The 14,819-nt window shown below is 70.3% G+C and carries 12 protein-coding genes and 2 tRNA genes; 1 reads left to right on the forward strand and 13 read right to left on the reverse strand.

The window, feature by feature from the left end:
• Positions 1-85: 85 nt before the first annotated feature.
• The 8 genes from GTY96_RS03135 to GTY96_RS03170 form a co-directional block, all read right to left on the reverse strand.
• A complete protein-coding gene (locus GTY96_RS03135; RefSeq protein ID WP_143898376.1) occupies positions 86-1,333 on the reverse strand; it encodes a tellurite resistance TerB family protein in 1,248 nt (415 codons plus the stop codon).
• 245 nt (positions 1,334-1,578) lie between these two features.
• On the reverse strand, positions 1,579-2,976 hold the full coding sequence (locus GTY96_RS03140) for a hypothetical protein (RefSeq protein ID WP_328700756.1): 1,398 nt from the start codon (positions 2,974-2,976) through the stop codon (positions 1,579-1,581).
• 612 nt (positions 2,977-3,588) lie between these two features.
• The gene (locus GTY96_RS03145) at positions 3,589-3,798 is read right to left on the reverse strand and encodes a hypothetical protein (RefSeq protein ID WP_143898379.1); all 210 of its coding nucleotides are present in this window, start codon (positions 3,796-3,798) and stop codon (positions 3,589-3,591) included.
• Between the two features lie 26 nt (positions 3,799-3,824).
• Positions 3,825-3,898, reverse strand: a tRNA-Leu gene (locus GTY96_RS03150).
• A gap of 27 nt (positions 3,899-3,925) precedes the next feature.
• Positions 3,926-4,000: transfer RNA gene (locus GTY96_RS03155), tRNA-Pro, on the reverse strand.
• 321 nt (positions 4,001-4,321) lie between these two features.
• On the reverse strand, positions 4,322-4,945 hold the full coding sequence (locus tag GTY96_RS03160) for a hypothetical protein (RefSeq protein ID WP_161663790.1): 624 nt from the start codon (positions 4,943-4,945) through the stop codon (positions 4,322-4,324).
• Positions 4,946-5,059: 114 nt separating this feature from the next.
• Positions 5,060-5,644: a HesA/MoeB/ThiF family protein gene (locus GTY96_RS03165; RefSeq protein WP_143898382.1), complete on the reverse strand. Its 585-nt coding sequence runs from the start codon at positions 5,642-5,644 to the stop codon at positions 5,060-5,062.
• An 8-nt stretch (positions 5,645-5,652) separates the two neighbouring features.
• Positions 5,653-5,901, reverse strand: coding sequence for a hypothetical protein (locus GTY96_RS03170; RefSeq protein WP_161663791.1), 249 nt, complete (start codon positions 5,899-5,901; stop codon positions 5,653-5,655).
• 151 nt (positions 5,902-6,052) lie between these two features.
• Between GTY96_RS03170 and GTY96_RS03175 the strand changes: the two genes are divergently transcribed.
• Positions 6,053-8,698: a carboxypeptidase regulatory-like domain-containing protein gene (locus GTY96_RS03175; RefSeq protein WP_161663792.1), complete on the forward strand. Its 2,646-nt coding sequence runs from the start codon at positions 6,053-6,055 to the stop codon at positions 8,696-8,698.
• Positions 8,699-8,721: 23 nt separating this feature from the next.
• On the opposite strand, the gene GTY96_RS03180 is transcribed toward GTY96_RS03175, so the two are convergent.
• From GTY96_RS03180 to GTY96_RS03200, 5 genes are read right to left on the reverse strand one after another with little or no spacing between them, the layout of a single operon-like run.
• Positions 8,722-9,414: a S8 family serine peptidase gene (locus GTY96_RS03180; protein WP_161663793.1), complete on the reverse strand. Its 693-nt coding sequence runs from the start codon at positions 9,412-9,414 to the stop codon at positions 8,722-8,724.
• Positions 9,411-9,674, reverse strand: a complete 264-nt coding sequence (locus GTY96_RS03185) for a hypothetical protein (protein ID WP_161663794.1) — start codon at positions 9,672-9,674, stop codon at positions 9,411-9,413. The genes GTY96_RS03180 and GTY96_RS03185 overlap by 4 nt, the downstream gene beginning before the upstream one ends.
• Positions 9,675-9,695: 21 nt before the next feature.
• Positions 9,696-11,477, reverse strand: coding sequence for a peptidase domain-containing ABC transporter (locus GTY96_RS03190; RefSeq protein ID WP_161663795.1), 1,782 nt, complete (start codon positions 11,475-11,477; stop codon positions 9,696-9,698).
• Positions 11,478-11,494: 17 nt separating this feature from the next.
• On the reverse strand, positions 11,495-14,482 hold the full coding sequence (locus tag GTY96_RS03195; protein WP_161663796.1) for a DUF1611 domain-containing protein: 2,988 nt from the start codon (positions 14,480-14,482) through the stop codon (positions 11,495-11,497).
• 42 nt (positions 14,483-14,524) lie between these two features.
• Positions 14,525-14,734, reverse strand: coding sequence for a hypothetical protein (locus GTY96_RS03200; RefSeq protein ID WP_143898397.1), 210 nt, complete (start codon positions 14,732-14,734; stop codon positions 14,525-14,527).
• Positions 14,735-14,819 lie beyond the last annotated feature (85 nt).

Raw genomic sequence — 14,819 nt, forward strand, 5'->3', positions numbered from 1 at the left:
ATGGTGTGACACCCGTGGGCCAGCGGTTCCGCCGGTCAACATCCCGCTCTATCGCCAGGGCCTGATGGGACGCGGTGGAAGGCCTTCAGTGGAGGCGAGTCGACGCCTCTTCGGCCCTCGCCGCTCGCCGCTGGGCCTTCGCGTTCTTGCGTCCGGCCGGCTTGCGTGCGCGCGGCTCGGCGGCGGGCGCCGGGGCGGCGAACGCGTGCGCCACGCCTTCCTTGCGGTAGCGGTGCACCAGCGTGTCCAGGTGCCCGACGTCCATGGGGGTGTGCAGGGCCTCCGCGGCCTTGCGCAGCAGGTCCCGTTCGGGCGCGGACGCGCAGAGGTCCGCGGCGGAGAGCTGATTCAGTGACCACATGAGGACCTCGCGCGACCGGGCCGGTGCCGCGCGCAAGCGCTTGAGCCACGCGGAGGCGTCCTCCACGAAGAGGCCCACGGCTTCCCGGCGCCGCGCCGGGGAGAGTCGGGCGAGCTGGTGCGTGAGCACGGCGGACTCTTCCTCACGGAGACGGCCATCGGAGATGAAGAGGAACCAGGTGCTCTCCAGCAGCAGGCCTCGACTCTCCGGGGCTACGCGCCGGATGGCGGCATCCGCGTCCTCCAGCGCGCGGCGAAGTCGCACGTAGCGCAGCACGGACCTCCCCAGATGCCGGGTGCGCCGCCAGTTGGCCACGGAGCACGTCAACACGTTCAGGAAGGGCACGAGGTTGCGCGCCACGCTGTCGCCCAGCAGCTTCGCCCCCAGGTCCTCGCCCAGTTCGGCACCCTTCGCATGCACCAGGTGCTCCACGCGCCCCAGGCCGAGCGTGCCATCGTCCTCGTCCTGCTCCGCCCGGCCCCGGATGATGGCGTAGAGGCGTGAGAGGTCGGCGGGGTCCTCCGGGTCGAAGCGCACGCGGAAGGCGCTGGCCAGGTCGCACGCCATCCGCAGGTTGATGAGGGCATGCACGAGCATCTCCGCCGTGACGACGAGGCCCGCGGCGGGGATGGCCACCACCAACCCGGGGATGCCCGCGTCCGCCGCGACCACGGTGAGGCCAGAGGTCGCCGAGCCGCTCCCCGCTCCGGAGAGGAAGGCGGCCATGCAGGCGCGCTGGATGATGGCGTCGGTGGCGTCAGCGGCCGTGCCCTTCGCCGCGGCGGCCGCGTTCAGCACATGCGCGTCGTAGTGGCGCAGGTAGGTGGACAGCAGCTTGGTGAACCAGCGCCCCGTGCGCAGGTCGCCGGGGGACAGCTCGTGCGTCAGCGCGCCCACCAACTGCCAGGAGCGCTGGAGGAGCGCCGCGCCTTCCTCGCGCTCTCCTGGGGTCAGCTGCGTCGTCTCCGTCATGGTGCCTCCCGTGCGGCGTCGCCTCGCGAGGACGTTAGGCACGCACGGCAGGCCTGGCAGGCCCCGCCGCCGGGGGGCCGGGAAGGGCATGGCAGCACGCGCAGGGGCCAGTCGATTCCTGGATCGCCCCCTCCACCCCCAGCAGGGACGGGCCGGCGGCGTGAGGTGCGTGACATCGCCTCAAGCCGCCAGTCTCGTCCACCGCGGCGTCATGCTCCTTCGCGGCCCGCTTCCGTCGTGCACGGCTACTTCGGAGCCACCGGCCCCGGTGGGCAGGAGAAGCTGGCTGGCGCGGACCAGAGTTGGTAGTCGCCCGTGTCGTCGCCGGCGAAGAAGAGGACGCGGCTGCCCAGGCGGGCGAACCCATCCGGGTTCGAGCCATAGGAGCCCGGGCCGATGTCCGCGAGCAGTCCCGTCGTCCCTGGAGTGCCCTGGGTGAACCAGGGCTCGACATACGCGCCGTCCACCGACCCGGCGAAGAGGACGGGGCCCGCTCCCGTGGCGAACAAGGGTGAGGTGTATTCATCCCCCAGGCTCAACGGGTGGTGGAGCAGGCGCGTCCCGGTGGCCGTGCCATCCGTCACCCACAGCTCGACGTCACGCGGTGCGGGGCCGAGGCTGCTGATGGCCACGGTGAAGTAGAGCTTGCCTCCGGACGCGGTGGTCCGCTGGAGGTACGGAGTCGCATCCGGGTCGCTCGCGTAGCGATTGGGCAGGCGGGTGATGAAGGTCTTGCCTCCTCCGCTCAGGGAGACCCGCTCGACGCGGAACTGGTTCGTGGCGGCGTCATCCGTGGCCACGTACACGAAGGAGCCCAGGGCGCCGAGCAGGGACACCGGCCTGCCGAAGGACTCCAGCCGCACGGTCCCCGCCGGGGTGCCATCCGTCTTCCACACCTCATGGTTGGGCCCGTCATCCACCAGGAACAGGCCCAGGTTCCCCGCATGTCCCAGCCGGTCGATGTGGATGGCGTCCGCATCCAGCTTCTTGACGAGCGACGTCCCGGCCGTCGTTCCGTCGGTGCGCCAGAGCGAGGTCCCCTGGGACGCCGATGAGAGGAACAGGTGCAGCGCGTTGCCCACCTTGAGCGAGGCGTAGCTGAGCTGCGAGCCCTGGGGCAGGGTCGCCACCTTCACGGTGCCCGCGGCGGTGCCGTCCGAGCGCCACACTTCGAACTGGGATTGCGCCTCTCGGATGAAGACCAGGCGGCCGTTCACCGCGTTGACATGCGTCAGGAAGGTGCTGGCGGGGCCGGGCGTCAGGTCCTTGACGAGCCGGGTCCCCGGTTCCGTTCCGTCGCTGACCCACAGCTCCTGTCCGAATCCCGGGGTGTCGATCTGGAAGAAGATCTGGTTTCCCACGGCCACCAGTCCGTAGAGCTCCAGGGGAGACTGGACGCCGGAGAAGAACACCTTCACGGGGGAGGTGCCCGCCGGCGTGCCATCCGTGCGCCAGAGCACCGTGGGTCCATTGGACAAGGCGGCGGCGAAGAAGAGCTTTCCCTGGGCGCTGACGAGCTGCTCATCTCCAGAGGCCCGGCCACTGATGATGACGGGGCCCGTCCCCGAGGGAGTGATGACCTTCACGCGCGAGGCGGTTCCGGGAGGACATGCCTGCTGCGTCACCTCCTGGCCGTCCGTCACCGGCGCCCGTGAATCCACAGCGTCAGGGGAAACGCCACACCCGGCGAGCGTCAGGCCCGCAATGACACACCAACTGATTGCCCGCATGTCTTTCTCCTCTCCTGCCCAAAGGGGCAGACGGTGGGTTGGGCCGCGCGGACCGCCAATGGGGACTCGAGGGCTGTCGGAATATCCATCCATGAACAGGTCGTCCAAGAATCCCCACGGCCCGAAGGCTGTCCGGATTTCCGATATCGCAGACATACATGAGCCCCGAGGCGGCCGAGGTCGCATGGACCTCGACATCGGAAGAGCGCTCCACCGTGTCGGCGTCCCAAAAAATCGCTGAAGGTGCCCCCGTTTCCGCGGTCTCACTGCCACTTGGGTGTGGAAGGAGCGCGAGCGGTGCTATCTCCAGACGCGCCAGTGAACACCCGGAGCGGGGCGGCTCCTTGGGGGGCTGAAGCCTAACTGTCGATTGAAGCCGCGGCCGCTCCTCGAATGAGAAGAAGCCCCAGCCACAGTACCGCCCGCAAGCGCTTGCTCAGCGCTCGCGCCTCCTGACCGCACTCTGGTTCGGTGTGCAGAACCCGGTCATGACCGCCGGGGCCGACAGTTCGGTCGAGTTGGAGGTCAGGAGGTCTTCCGGGCGCGGGCCTCCGCGAGGAGCACGTCCAATCCCTTGAGCAGCTCACCGTCCTCGATCGAGAAGGGGTCGCTTCGTCCCTTCAGCCTTCGGGCCGTGGCGTTGGCGATGGCCTGACCCACGCGAAGCGACGGGTCTTCGGCCAGCAGCTCCAGGAGGGTCTGCAGGACCTGCTCCGGATGTCTCGTGGCGTTCATGTCACCGTGCTCGGTAGGAGATGATGTGCCGAGGGCGGGATTCGAACCCACAACCTCCGCGTTCTGAGCGCGGCGCCTCTCCCAGTTGGGCTACCCCGGCATGTATTGAATTGAGATGACTGTGAAGTCGGGATGACTGGATTCGAACCAGCGACCTCGCGCGCCCGAGGCGCGCGCTCTGACCAGACTGAGCTACATCCCGATGGAGGGTGGAGCGTCGAGGGAGGACCCGGACATGACAGAGGCCGGGTCCCCCCTCGGGAGCCCGGCCTCTGTCCATGCACTCCCCGGCGTTACCGGGTGTGGCGCAGGGTCAGATGCCAGGCGGACTGCCGCGGAACGACGCGATGGCCAGTTCCAGGCTGTCCAGGGGCGGGTCCATGTCGGCAGGTAGCTTCGGGTTCAGCTCGTCGCGCGTCGTCATGGGCACCGCTCCTTTCATCCACTCCTGACGCGCGCGGAAATCCCTTCCTGACAACGCCGCGCGTGCCCTTCGTTCGGGCACGCGCGGGCCTGTCAGCGGTCACTGCACGCCGGGCGCCCTGAACACCTGGCCGTCGCGGCCTTCCAGCATCAGGCTCGCCTCGTCCGAGCGGCCCACGCGCAGCTCCACCCGGGGCTGTCCGCGCCGGTCCACCAGGAGCAGGCCGGGCGAGCCCTCCTCGTCCGCGCCCAGGATGGCGCGGGGCCTGCCCGTCACGTCCGCCAGCTCCAGCCGCGATGAGCCATCCACCTGGAGCCCCACCGAGAACAGCTCCGCGCCCCCTGCCTTGGACAAGGTCAGTCGCGGCGCCTCGTCCGAGAACACCATCAGCTCCGCCAACGACTCGCCCTCCGCCGTGGAGAAGCGCAGGCGGGGCGAGTCGTCGTCGCCCACGCCCAGCAATGCTCGGGGACGGCCCTCGCTGTCGTTCAGCACCAGGGCCGTGCCGCCAGGGAGGTTCGCGTCCAGCGTGGCCCGCGTCCGGCCCCGTGCATCCTTGAGCACCAGTCGGGACGCGACCAGCTCTCCGGAGGGCAGCGCCGGCTTACGCAGGGCCGCGGTCCCCAGGCCCATGCCGGCCAGTACGCATGCCGCGAGCGTCAATCCCTGCCATCGCCGGAGGCGGCCTTCCAGCCGCTCCATGCGCGCGTCGAGTGAGTCCATCGTCGCCTCCTGTCCCGGCCATCGTGGCGGAACAGAAGGAGGCTAGCAGGGACCGGTGGCACCCACGCGTGTCCGGCCCGCGCGATGTCCACCGGCCCCCGGACCCAGCAGGCGTCACTCTGGCTGGGCGACCGGCGTGACGGCCTTCAGGTTCACGAGGGCGCCTTGCTTCACGCCGTGTTTCTGGAAGTCCTGCACCGCCCGCGCGAGCGTCGCGGCCAGCAGGCCCAGGAACGGCAGGTGTTCGCCGCCCTCGCAGGTGGCCTGTCCCTGCGTGTCCTCGGCGTCGGGCGTGAAGTGTTCGTCCCAGCGCACCAGTCCAAACGTGCCGTCCGCGGACACCGCGCCGTGCACCAGCGGCGTTCCTGTCTTCCGCGCGTGCTCACTCAGCAACTGGCGGCTGTCCTGGTTGTCGAAGGCGTCCACCAGCAGGTCCGCGCCCCGGCACAGCGCCTCCACGTTGTCACGCGTGAGGCGCACGCCGAAGGACTCCGCCTTCACGCCGTGCAGGTTGTGCAACTGGAGCTTCAGCGCCTCCGCCTTGTTCTTGCCAACGGACGGCTTCACGTACGCCTGGGAGAGCAGGTTCTTCGACTCCACCCGGTCGAAGTCGATGAACACCAGCGTCGCATCCAGGTTGCGGCACAGCAGCGCCGCCGTGGAGCCGATGGCCCCCACCCCGCAGAAGATGATGCGCATGGTGGCCCTCAGCAGGCCCCGAAGGGCACCTTCGGACGCAGGTAGATGCGCTCCTCGCCACGCGCGCCCCGGAAGCGGTCCACGACGTAGTGCTGGAAGGCGTCGTCCCCCAACTGGAGGCGGCGCAGTCCCGGGACACCTCCCGAGCGCACCAACTCCAGCGCGATGCGGCGCACGTCCGCGTCGCTGATGAGCCGCTCCAGCTCCACGGGGATGTCGGCGGACAGTCCGTCGAAGGTGATGTTGAGCGTCGTCATGGCTTCGTGCCTCCTGGGAAGGGAACCCCGCCCCGGGACGGAGGCCCTTCGTCCTTCCTGACATGCTCGACTTCGCGGAGGCCGCTCACGTGGGTTCGGAGCGATACTGGGGCCGGCGCCCCACTGGAGCGGGGGATCGAGGACGGCAGACATGCGCGGGCGACTCATCGGGGTGTTGGCGGTCCTGGTCGGATGCGGCCTCGCGCTCTTCTGGGGCCTGCGTTCCAGCGGACCGGAGGTCCTGGATGAACGCGAAGGATTCCCCAGGTCCCCGCGAGAGGCGCTGGAGGGGCCTGTGTCCGCTCTGGCGCGCTCCTCTGTCACCGAGGACGCGGGCCGTACGCCGCCACTGGCGCGGGGGCCCAGTGAAGCGGACGGCGTCCTGGACGTGGAGGTCCTTTCGGGCGGGCGGCCTTCTCCGGGGGCCGATGTGCGCCTCTATTGGCGCGGGGAGCGCGGGGCTGGGGATACGGCATGGCGGCTCGTGGGCTCCGGCGTCACGGATGCGACGGGGCACCTCCGGCTCGCGTCCGGTCCTGGGGGTTATCTGGTCGCGGTGCGCGCTCCGGGACTGACTCCGTTGCTGCGCGACGTGGTGCGCCCCTATGGCGAACCTCGCACCGCGCTGCGGGTCTTGCTGGAGCCAGGACAGGTGCTCACGGGGCGCACGGTGGTGCACGGCACGAATGAACCGCTCCCGCTCGTGGAGCTGGTCCTCACGGCGCACGCGCGCGAGCTGGCGCCCTGGCAGCGCGCCGAGGCGCCCGAAGAGGAGCGCGTCCATGTCATGAGCGACGAGCGCGGGAACTTCCGCGTGGAGGGGATCGCGGCGGGGGCGTATCTGCTGGAGGCCCAGGCGCCCGGGCACGCGCGCTCAGTGCGGAGTCTCGTGCGGATCCCCATGGAGGGCCCGCTGATCGTCGCGCTGCGGATCGCGGGTGTCATCGAGGGCTTCGTCGTGGACACCCGGGGCCTCCCAGTCGCGGACGCCGAAGTGCAGGTCAGTGGCACTCCCGCCCAGACAGTGGCGACGGGGGCGAATGGGAGCTTCTCCGTCGAGGTGGAGCCCGGCGCCCACACCGTGTCCGCGCGGCGCGGCGAGGAGTCCGGTGCGCTCGATGCGCCTGTCATCTCCACGGCGGGGAGCACGGTGCGCGACGTGCGGATCCAACTGGGGCCCGGCGCGGTGTTGGAGGGGCGTGTGGTGACGCGGGCCTCGGGAGCGCCGGTGGTGGGGGCTCGTGTCGATGTGAGCCTTTCAGGCGGAGAAGGGGACATGGGCCACGCCCTGTCGGACGCGGAGGGCCATTTCGTGGTGCGAGGGCTCGCTCCCGGCAGCTACGACGCGAAGGTGGGCGCCTCGGGGTTCTCACCCATTGTGCGGCGCGGGTTGACGGTGGCGCAGGGCGAGCGCTTCCCCTTGGAGTTCGTGCTCTCGCGTACCGGGTCCGTGGAGGGCTTGGTGCGCGATGGGGTCGGAGGGCCCGTGCCGGGGGCGTATGTGTCGGGCCGCAATGAGTGGGTCGATGGGATGGAGACCGCTCCGGTCGAAGCCCGCACCGACGCTTCGGGTCACTACCGGCTCGATGGGCTCGTCAAGGGCCGCGTGTCCGTCTCCGCCCGTCGTGAGGGCGCGACGGTGGGGGTCCTGCGGTTGGTGGATGTGGGAGAGGAGGGCTCTGCGCGAGCGGACTTCACGTTGGAGGGGACAGGCACCGTGGAGGGCGTGGTGCGCGCGGACCGGGGGGCGCTTCCCCGCGAGCCGCTGACGGTGACGGCCTTGGCGCTTGGTGACGCAGGCCTGGAGACCCCGGGCGTGGGCATGGCTGACGTCGGCGCGGAGGGCACCTTCCGGATGGTCCTCCCACCGGGCGGCTACCGGCTGCTGATCATGTCGAGCCGCCGGTTCACTCCGGGCGAGCAGAAGCAGGTGAACGTAGAGGAGGGGCGGACCGTCCAGGTCGAGTTCACCTGGGAGGAGAAGCAAGAGGCGGACGCGTACCGGGGCATCGTCCTCGAGCCGCAGGGGACTCCCTCTCCAGGGGCCATCATCACCCTCACCGCCGTGGAGGGACATGCCATCCCCTTGATGATGGCGCCCGCGGATGAGGACGGACGCTTCTTCATTCCTTCCTCCCGTGCGAGTGGGCTCTCCACGCTCCGCGTGATGGCGCGCGCGCGCAATGGCGGACGCTCGAGTGACGCCATGCCCCTGAACGACGACCAGGAGCTGGTGTTGAAGCTGCGTCCCGCGGCCTCCATCCGGGGGCGGGTGGTGCGCGAGGGCGAACCCGTGCGGGGCTTCACCCTGGCGCTTCAGCTTCAGAAGGGCTTCCTTCCGGCGGGGCACGGCCCGTGGGAGTTCACAGGTGATCGCTTCGAACTGAGGGACGTTCCGGCGGAGCCCGTGACGCTGGTGGCACGGACGGCGGACGGTTCGACTGGTGAAATCGATGCCTCTCCCAGCGCGGGAGCGGCGCTTACGATGGACATCCCCCTGACGACCTGGGCCACGGTGCGGGGCCGCGTGGTGGACGCGGCCACGAAGGCGCCCCTTCCCGACGCGTCCCTCCTCATCGAAGGCGAAACGAGCCTGACGGGCTCGCAAGCAAACGCGGGGGGACGGTTCGTCATTAACGGGATGGGCGCGGGAGCGTACGTCCTCGTCGTCACGGGTGGCCCGTCCCGGGAGCACGTGACCCGCTCGGTGAGCGTGAAGGCAGGAGAGGTGCTCGACCTGGGCGACATCGCCCTGGGCGCGAGGCAGCCTCCTTCAGCAGCACAGCCATCGCCGTAAGGGATTGAAGGCGTCGGTCATCCCTACCCGCGCCGCCAGCCCGGTGGGCAGCCATCGCGCAGCACACTCGCGGCGGCCATCGCGCAGGCGAAGCTGGTCGTCATGGGGGCCTGCCTCCAGCGTCCTCCCATGTAGAGCTTCACCTCGCGATCCTTCACCACATGGTCGACCTTCACGTCGGCGCCGACCTGCTCCATGAGCGCGGAGTCCCCCACGGACACCACCGACTCCAACTGCGCGGGCAGGGTGGGCATCGCCCCCGCGGAGCAGAGGATGAGCGCGCCTCGCGCCACCGCGCGGTCCACGACCTCACGCATCGGCGCTTCCAGCGCGCGCTGGGTCGTCCCGAGGCTCAGGTTGAGCAGGTCCACGCCCACCTCGTCGAGCATCCATCCCAGGGCCTCCACGAGGCACAGCGAGTGGCCACGCACGCCCTCGTCGAGGATGCGGGCCACGTAGAGCTCCACGTCCGGCCAGGGACGGACCTGGTCGTGGAGGATGCTCAGGATGGCCGTGCCGTGTCCGTTCGTGTCCTCCAGGTCCAGCGGGCTCACCCCGGCCCGCCACGCCTCCAACTCCTGCCGCTCGTAGCTGCTCGCCTCCAGCACCTGCGCCTTCAGGTCCAGCGTGAAGTGGGCCGCTCCCGCGAGGTGGATCCCGTGGTCACGCAGGAAGGCCGCCTCCACGCCGCTGTCGATGATGCCCAGCTTCGTCATGGCGCCGTGCCTCCTGGCTCCGAATGCCTCCAGTGCTGGAGCTGCTGGAACACGTATTCGCCCAGCGACATGGACTCCGTCCGGGGCGGGCTCGCGTCCGGCACGGACACCGTCAGCCGGACGAACGAACCCGCCAGCAGCATCCCCCCACCGAGGCCCGCGATGAGCAGGAACGTGAGCGTGCCAATCCGCCGCACGATGAAGAGTCCGGGGTGGTCCGGGTCCTCCAGCAGTGGCAGCCGCGAACGCTCGTTCTCCATGACCGGTGTCCTCCCGCCGCGCTAGGCGGCGTCCGCCTCGCCCACGCCCGCGCGGAACAAGCGTTGGTACGGCGCGCAGCGCGCAAGCAGCTCCGCGTGCGGGCCCCGGCCCACCAGCTGACCTTCCGCGAGCAGCCACACCTCGTCGGCCAGCGGCGCGTTGGCCAGCCGGTGGGTGATGAACAGCACCGTCTGGCCCCGCTCCCGGGCCCTCGCTAGCAGCGCGCGGACGATGGTGGCCTCGGTCTCCACGTCGAGCTGGGAGGTGGCCTCGTCCAGTAGCAACACGGGCGCGTCGCGCAGCACCGCCCGCGCCAGGGCCAGCCGCTGCCGCTGCCCGCCGGACAGGCTCGCTCCCGCCTCGGCCACGGGCGTGTCGTAGCCCTGGGGAAGCGCGGCGAGGACGGACTCCAGCCCGCACAACCGGACCGCGCTCCGCAGCGCCTCGTCGGACACGGCATCCAGCCCCAGGGTGAGGTTCTCGCGCAAGGTGCCGTGGTACAGCTCCACGTCCTGCCACACCACGGCCAGCTGCCGGCGCAGCTCGGAGAGCTCCAACGTCCGCGCGTCGTGCCCGTCATAGAGCACGCGCCCCTGGCCGGGCTCCTCCAGCCGCGTCAGCATCCTCGCCAGCGTCGTCTTCCCTGAGCCGCTCGCCCCGACGATGGTCACGACCGCCCCGGGCTCGATGCGCGCGCTCACGTCGCGCAACACGTCCTGGCCCGGCGCATAACCGAAGGACACGCCCTCCAGCTCCACTCCCCCCTCCAACCGCCGCGACACCGGGGCGGGGAGCACCAGGGCGCGGGTCGGGTCCTGCTCCGGCGTCTCCTGGAGGTATTCGAAGAACCGCCGCAGGTGGATGCCGCGCTGGTGGACGCTGGTGATGAAGGCGATGATCTCGATGACCGGGCCGCGCAGATACGCGGCGTAGGCGATGAAGGCCACGAAGCCTCCGAGCGTCAGCTTTCCCTGGAGGATGAGCCGCCAGCCCAGCCACGTGAAGAGCGCCGTCTGCGCGGCCTCCACCGTGCGCTCGAACAGCCGCAGCATCCGTTCCACCCCGTGCGCTCGCAGGTGGGCCCGCAGCACGGACCGCATGAGGCCCGCGGCACGCCGATAGATGAATGGCTCCAGCGCCAGCACCTTCGTCGTGCGGCTCTGCCGCAGCGTCTCCACCTGGAGGGCGCTGAGCGAGCCGTGCACGCTCATCACCTCCTGCCATGCGTGCCCCATCGCGCGCCCCATCACGAGCGGCACCGCCACCACGAACGGCAGCGAGGCCAGGGCCGCCAGCGCGAGCTCCCAGTGAAGCGAGGCCAGCGTGAAGGGGATGACCACCAGGAAGGTGGCCTGTGAGAAGGCGAGCCGCAGGAAGCCCAGCACCAGCGACATCCCCGCCTTCGCGTCCTCGAAGCGGCTGGTGAGCTCCCCCACCTGCCGCCGCGAGAAGAACCGATCCGGCAGGTGTTGAAGGTGGTTGAAGAGGTAGAGGGCCGCGGAGCTCTCCAGCTTGAGGGTGAGGTACGCGGAGTAATAGCCCAGCAGCGCCTCCGCGAGGGCCGCCGCCACCGACGCGGCGAGGATGCTCACCACCAGGACGTGCAGCAGGTCCAGGTCCCGCGGGGATGACACGTGGTCGAACAGCAGCCGCGTCAGGAAGGGCGGAACCAGGCAGAGCAGGGTGATGACGGGGCCGAGCAGCGCGCCTCGTGCGAGCGAACCCCACGCGGGCCGCAGCAGCCGCAGCAGCGCGGCGAGGTACCGCGCCGACTGCCGCAGGCTGGGAGGGGCTTCCTGCATCGCGCCGCCGGTTTCCATCACAGGTGCGTGAGCACGCTCCGCGCGAGCGCGTCCACTTCCTCGGGGATGGCGTGGACGCGCAGCCCGGTGTGCGCCTCCATCCGCTGCCGTGCTCCCTCCAGCACTTCGTCCCGGACGCCCAGGAACCACGTCTCGGTCCACCGGCTGCCCAGCAGCTTGCGCCCGCCCATCATCGCCAGCCCCACCACCGCGCAGGGCACGCCGCGCTCCCGGGCCAGCGTCTCCAGGTACTCGCGCGTCGCGACCACGTCCTCGGGCCTCGTGTCCACCGACACGGTGAGCACCACCAGCCGGGGGAGGAAGGTCTCGTAGATGCGCGTGGAGGTGTTCGCCCGGCGGTCCAGCCCGGCCGGCGTGTAGAGCAGCCCGTTCTGCCCGCCCGTGATGACCAGGTCGCAGCCCCGGGCCAGCTCCGCCATGAGCCGCCGCTCGAAGGCCAGGCGCTGGGGAGGTTCCACGCGCAGCACCCGCGAGTAGCCGGTGTCCGCGCCCAGCAGGATGCCCGTGGGCTCCGTGGCGTGGTGGCGCACGCGCACGTGCTTCGCCAGCGCCTCGCGCAGGTAGACCTGCGTGGTGAACTTGCCCTGCACCGTGTCCGTGCCGAAGACGCCCAGCACGTTTGTCGGTCCGTAGTCCACCGGGCCCGGGTGGGCGAGCGCATCCTGTTCAGGCACGGCCACCCGGTAGAAGAGCGACGGATCCGGCTCCAGCCCGTCGAACAGGTCGTAATAGAGGATGTCGTCGTAGAGCGACACCACCGGCAAACGCTTGCGCGTGGCCACCTCGAGCAGCGCCCGGACGTGCGGCACCTCCGACTCGAAGTTCAGCGAGCAGGTGAAGATGACCGCGTCGAAGTCCTCCCGCGCGATCTCCGCAGGGTCGCTCTTCACCGGCACGGACAGCGCTCCGGCCTGGATGTACGCGCCCGCGTCGCCCAGGGACACCGTGTCGTCGAACACGACGGAGGCCGGCGCCACGCCCTGGTCGCGGAAGCGCAGGAGCGCGTAGCCCTCCTTGTTGTATTTGAAGACGGCGGCCCGCCTGCCTCCCAGCACCTCCATCGCCTGCGCGCGCCTGTAGAGGTGGCGGCTGCGCAGCGTGGGCGCGGGATGGACGGGGAGCCGCTGATCACCCTCCCAGATTTCGCCCAGCTTCCGGTAGAGCACCTCCGGGTCGTACTTGGGATAGGTCCGCGTGTCCGGCGCGATGAGCAGGGGCACGCCGTAGTCCGGCATCTGGAAGGTGTGCTCGCGCTCCGAACCCTCCACGCGCAGCGCGTAGCGACCCTGCGGATGGAGGAGGAAGTACTGGAACGACACGCGCAGGCCCGCGACGTCATGCACCTCGGGGTCGAGCGTGAGCTCCCGGCGCGCGCCGGTGTTCGCCCCTTCACCCGACAGCCGGCGCAGGTGGAACGGCGGCGCCTCCTCCGCGCCGGGCTTCCCCACGTGGATGAGCACGCACTTGAAGGGATCCACCGGGAAGGACGTGAGCAGCTCGGGCGTGAAGGCCGGCAGGCGCGACACGACGCCCGCGTAGCGCTCCAGGAACAGCGCGCGCGCACGCTCCCGCTGGCTGGGGTCCGGCATCATGAAGAGCAGGTCGCTGCCGCCGAGCACCTCGAAGCGGCGCCACGTCTCCCGCGTCTCCGCGTCCACCGGCTCCGGGAGCTGGGCCTCCACGAGTTTGATGAGCGCGTACATCCAGGCGTTGCCCGGCGTCAGCCAGTGCTCGCTGTAGAAGTCCCGGCCCCACGTTGAATAGTAGAGCCGCGGCAGCGACGGGGGCTCGGGCGGCGGCGGCGCGGCGGTGGGCTCCTCCCGGGGCAGGGCGGGCTGCATCACGCCGTCGAGCCACTCGATGCCCTCGTGCCACCAGTGGCCGAACAGCTCGGTGTCGAAGGCCAGCACGAACGTCTGTCCGTCCTGCACGAGCTGGCGGCGCGACTCCAGGAGGTCCCAGAACGCCTTCACGTGCTGGGGCACCTGCGCGCGGGCGGCCTCCACGTCGTAGAGCGCCTTCTCGCCCAGGCCCACCTTCTGGCCGCTCACCGCGTGGTACTTGAGCCCCGTCCACACATGCCCCCGCTTGTTCGCGGGAACGGGCACGCCAAGCTCGTCGAAGTACTCCGGCCGGACGTCGAAGCCCACGTCCCGGAAGAACTCGCGGTAGACGGGGTGGGCCGGGAAGGTGGCCTCGGGTGACTTCCAGAGGTGCAGGCCGATGCGGTAGTCGTGGACAAGCACCTCCAGGTCCTCGTGGCGGAACACGCCGCTCGGGTCCTGGGGCTGGGAGGCGCCAATGCCATTCAGGCTGAGCGCGGTGCGGCGGATGCCGTGGCGCGTGAGCACCCGCTCCACGCCGGGCTGGAACGCGCACTCGGGCAGCCAGAAGCCGTCCGGCTCGCGGCCGAAGACCTCCTGGAAGGACTCCACGCCTCGCGCCACCAGCCGGTCCGCGACGGCGGGCTCGAAGAAGGGCAGGAAGTTGTGCTGCGGGGAGGACGTCCACAGTTGCACGCCCGGCAGCCGCGAGCGCCCGAGCCGCGCGAACACGTCGCGCAGGCCGTGCTGGCGGAGGAACGCCAGGCTGTCCTCCACGCGCCGCAGGTACATGCCCGCGGTGCGGTGGAGCCGCGCGAGCGCTTCATCCGAGTGCGCCTGCGGGAACTTCTCGTAGCGGTTGTAGAGGTCCAGCCGCGACGTGCGCTCCAGCTCGCGCGTGGCGATCCGCTGGAGCAGGCGCAGGTAGCCGGTGTAGCGCTCCTCGCACGCGAGGAGCTGTTCCACGAGGCACGGGGTGAAGGACATCACCAGCGTGCCCGCGAAGCGCTGGGCGTCCCAGCGCTCCAACATCCGGAACAGCGGGAGATACGTCTCCGTCAGCGCTTCGAAGAGCCAGTTCTCCGGCTCATCGAAGAGGGGCCCCTCGCCCAACACCTGCGGCATGTGGGTGTTGAGGATCAGGGTGAGGCGCGTATTCATGGAGGGACCACGAGACGGGAGACGCCGGAGCGGCGCGAGCGGCTAGGCGCAGTCCTCGGAGGGGGAGGTGGCTCCATCCTCCGAGCACACCCGGTGGGCCGGGTTGTTGAGGTCCTGCCAGACCGTCCCCGGCCCCGACGCGACGAGCGAGTAGGTGGTGGAGGAGAAGTTCGACGTGGCGAAGCCCAGGACGTCCGGGCCTCCATTCACCAACTCCAGCAACTCCGAGACATCCTTGCGCGTGTAACGCATGGCGAGGGCTCCAGGCTGAGGGGGACGTGAAGACGGAATACTATGAAGGGCCCGTGCAGCGAGCAAGCAAGGTAAGAGTGGCTTC

Origin of the sequence: Corallococcus silvisoli (assembly GCF_009909145.1) — a bacterium.
GTDB lineage: Bacteria > Myxococcota > Myxococcia > Myxococcales > Myxococcaceae > Corallococcus > Corallococcus silvisoli.

What these genes read in the sequence shown, in the direction of transcription:
- GTY96_RS03135 (WP_143898376.1), bottom strand. Translation starts at nt 1,333, where the DNA reads ATGACGGAGACGACGCAGCTGACCCCAGGAGAGCGCGAGGAAGGCGCG.
- GTY96_RS03145 (WP_143898379.1), bottom strand. Translation starts at nt 3,798, where the DNA reads ATGAACGCCACGAGACATCCGGAGCAGGTCCTGCAGACCCTCCTGGAG.
- GTY96_RS03160 (WP_161663790.1), bottom strand. Translation starts at nt 4,945, where the DNA reads ATGGACTCACTCGACGCGCGCATGGAGCGGCTGGAAGGCCGCCTCCGG.
- GTY96_RS03165 (WP_143898382.1), bottom strand. Translation starts at nt 5,644, where the DNA reads ATGCGCATCATCTTCTGCGGGGTGGGGGCCATCGGCTCCACGGCGGCG.
- GTY96_RS03170 (WP_161663791.1), bottom strand. Translation starts at nt 5,901, where the DNA reads ATGACGACGCTCAACATCACCTTCGACGGACTGTCCGCCGACATCCCC.
- GTY96_RS03175 (WP_161663792.1), top strand. Translation starts at nt 6,053, where the DNA reads ATGCGCGGGCGACTCATCGGGGTGTTGGCGGTCCTGGTCGGATGCGGC.
- GTY96_RS03180 (WP_161663793.1), bottom strand. Translation starts at nt 9,414, where the DNA reads ATGACGAAGCTGGGCATCATCGACAGCGGCGTGGAGGCGGCCTTCCTG.
- GTY96_RS03185 (WP_161663794.1), bottom strand. Translation starts at nt 9,674, where the DNA reads ATGGAGAACGAGCGTTCGCGGCTGCCACTGCTGGAGGACCCGGACCAC.
- GTY96_RS03190 (WP_161663795.1), bottom strand. Translation starts at nt 11,477, where the DNA reads ATGCAGGAAGCCCCTCCCAGCCTGCGGCAGTCGGCGCGGTACCTCGCC.
- GTY96_RS03195 (WP_161663796.1), bottom strand. Translation starts at nt 14,482, where the DNA reads ATGAATACGCGCCTCACCCTGATCCTCAACACCCACATGCCGCAGGTG.
- GTY96_RS03200 (WP_143898397.1), bottom strand. Translation starts at nt 14,734, where the DNA reads ATGCGTTACACGCGCAAGGATGTCTCGGAGTTGCTGGAGTTGGTGAAT.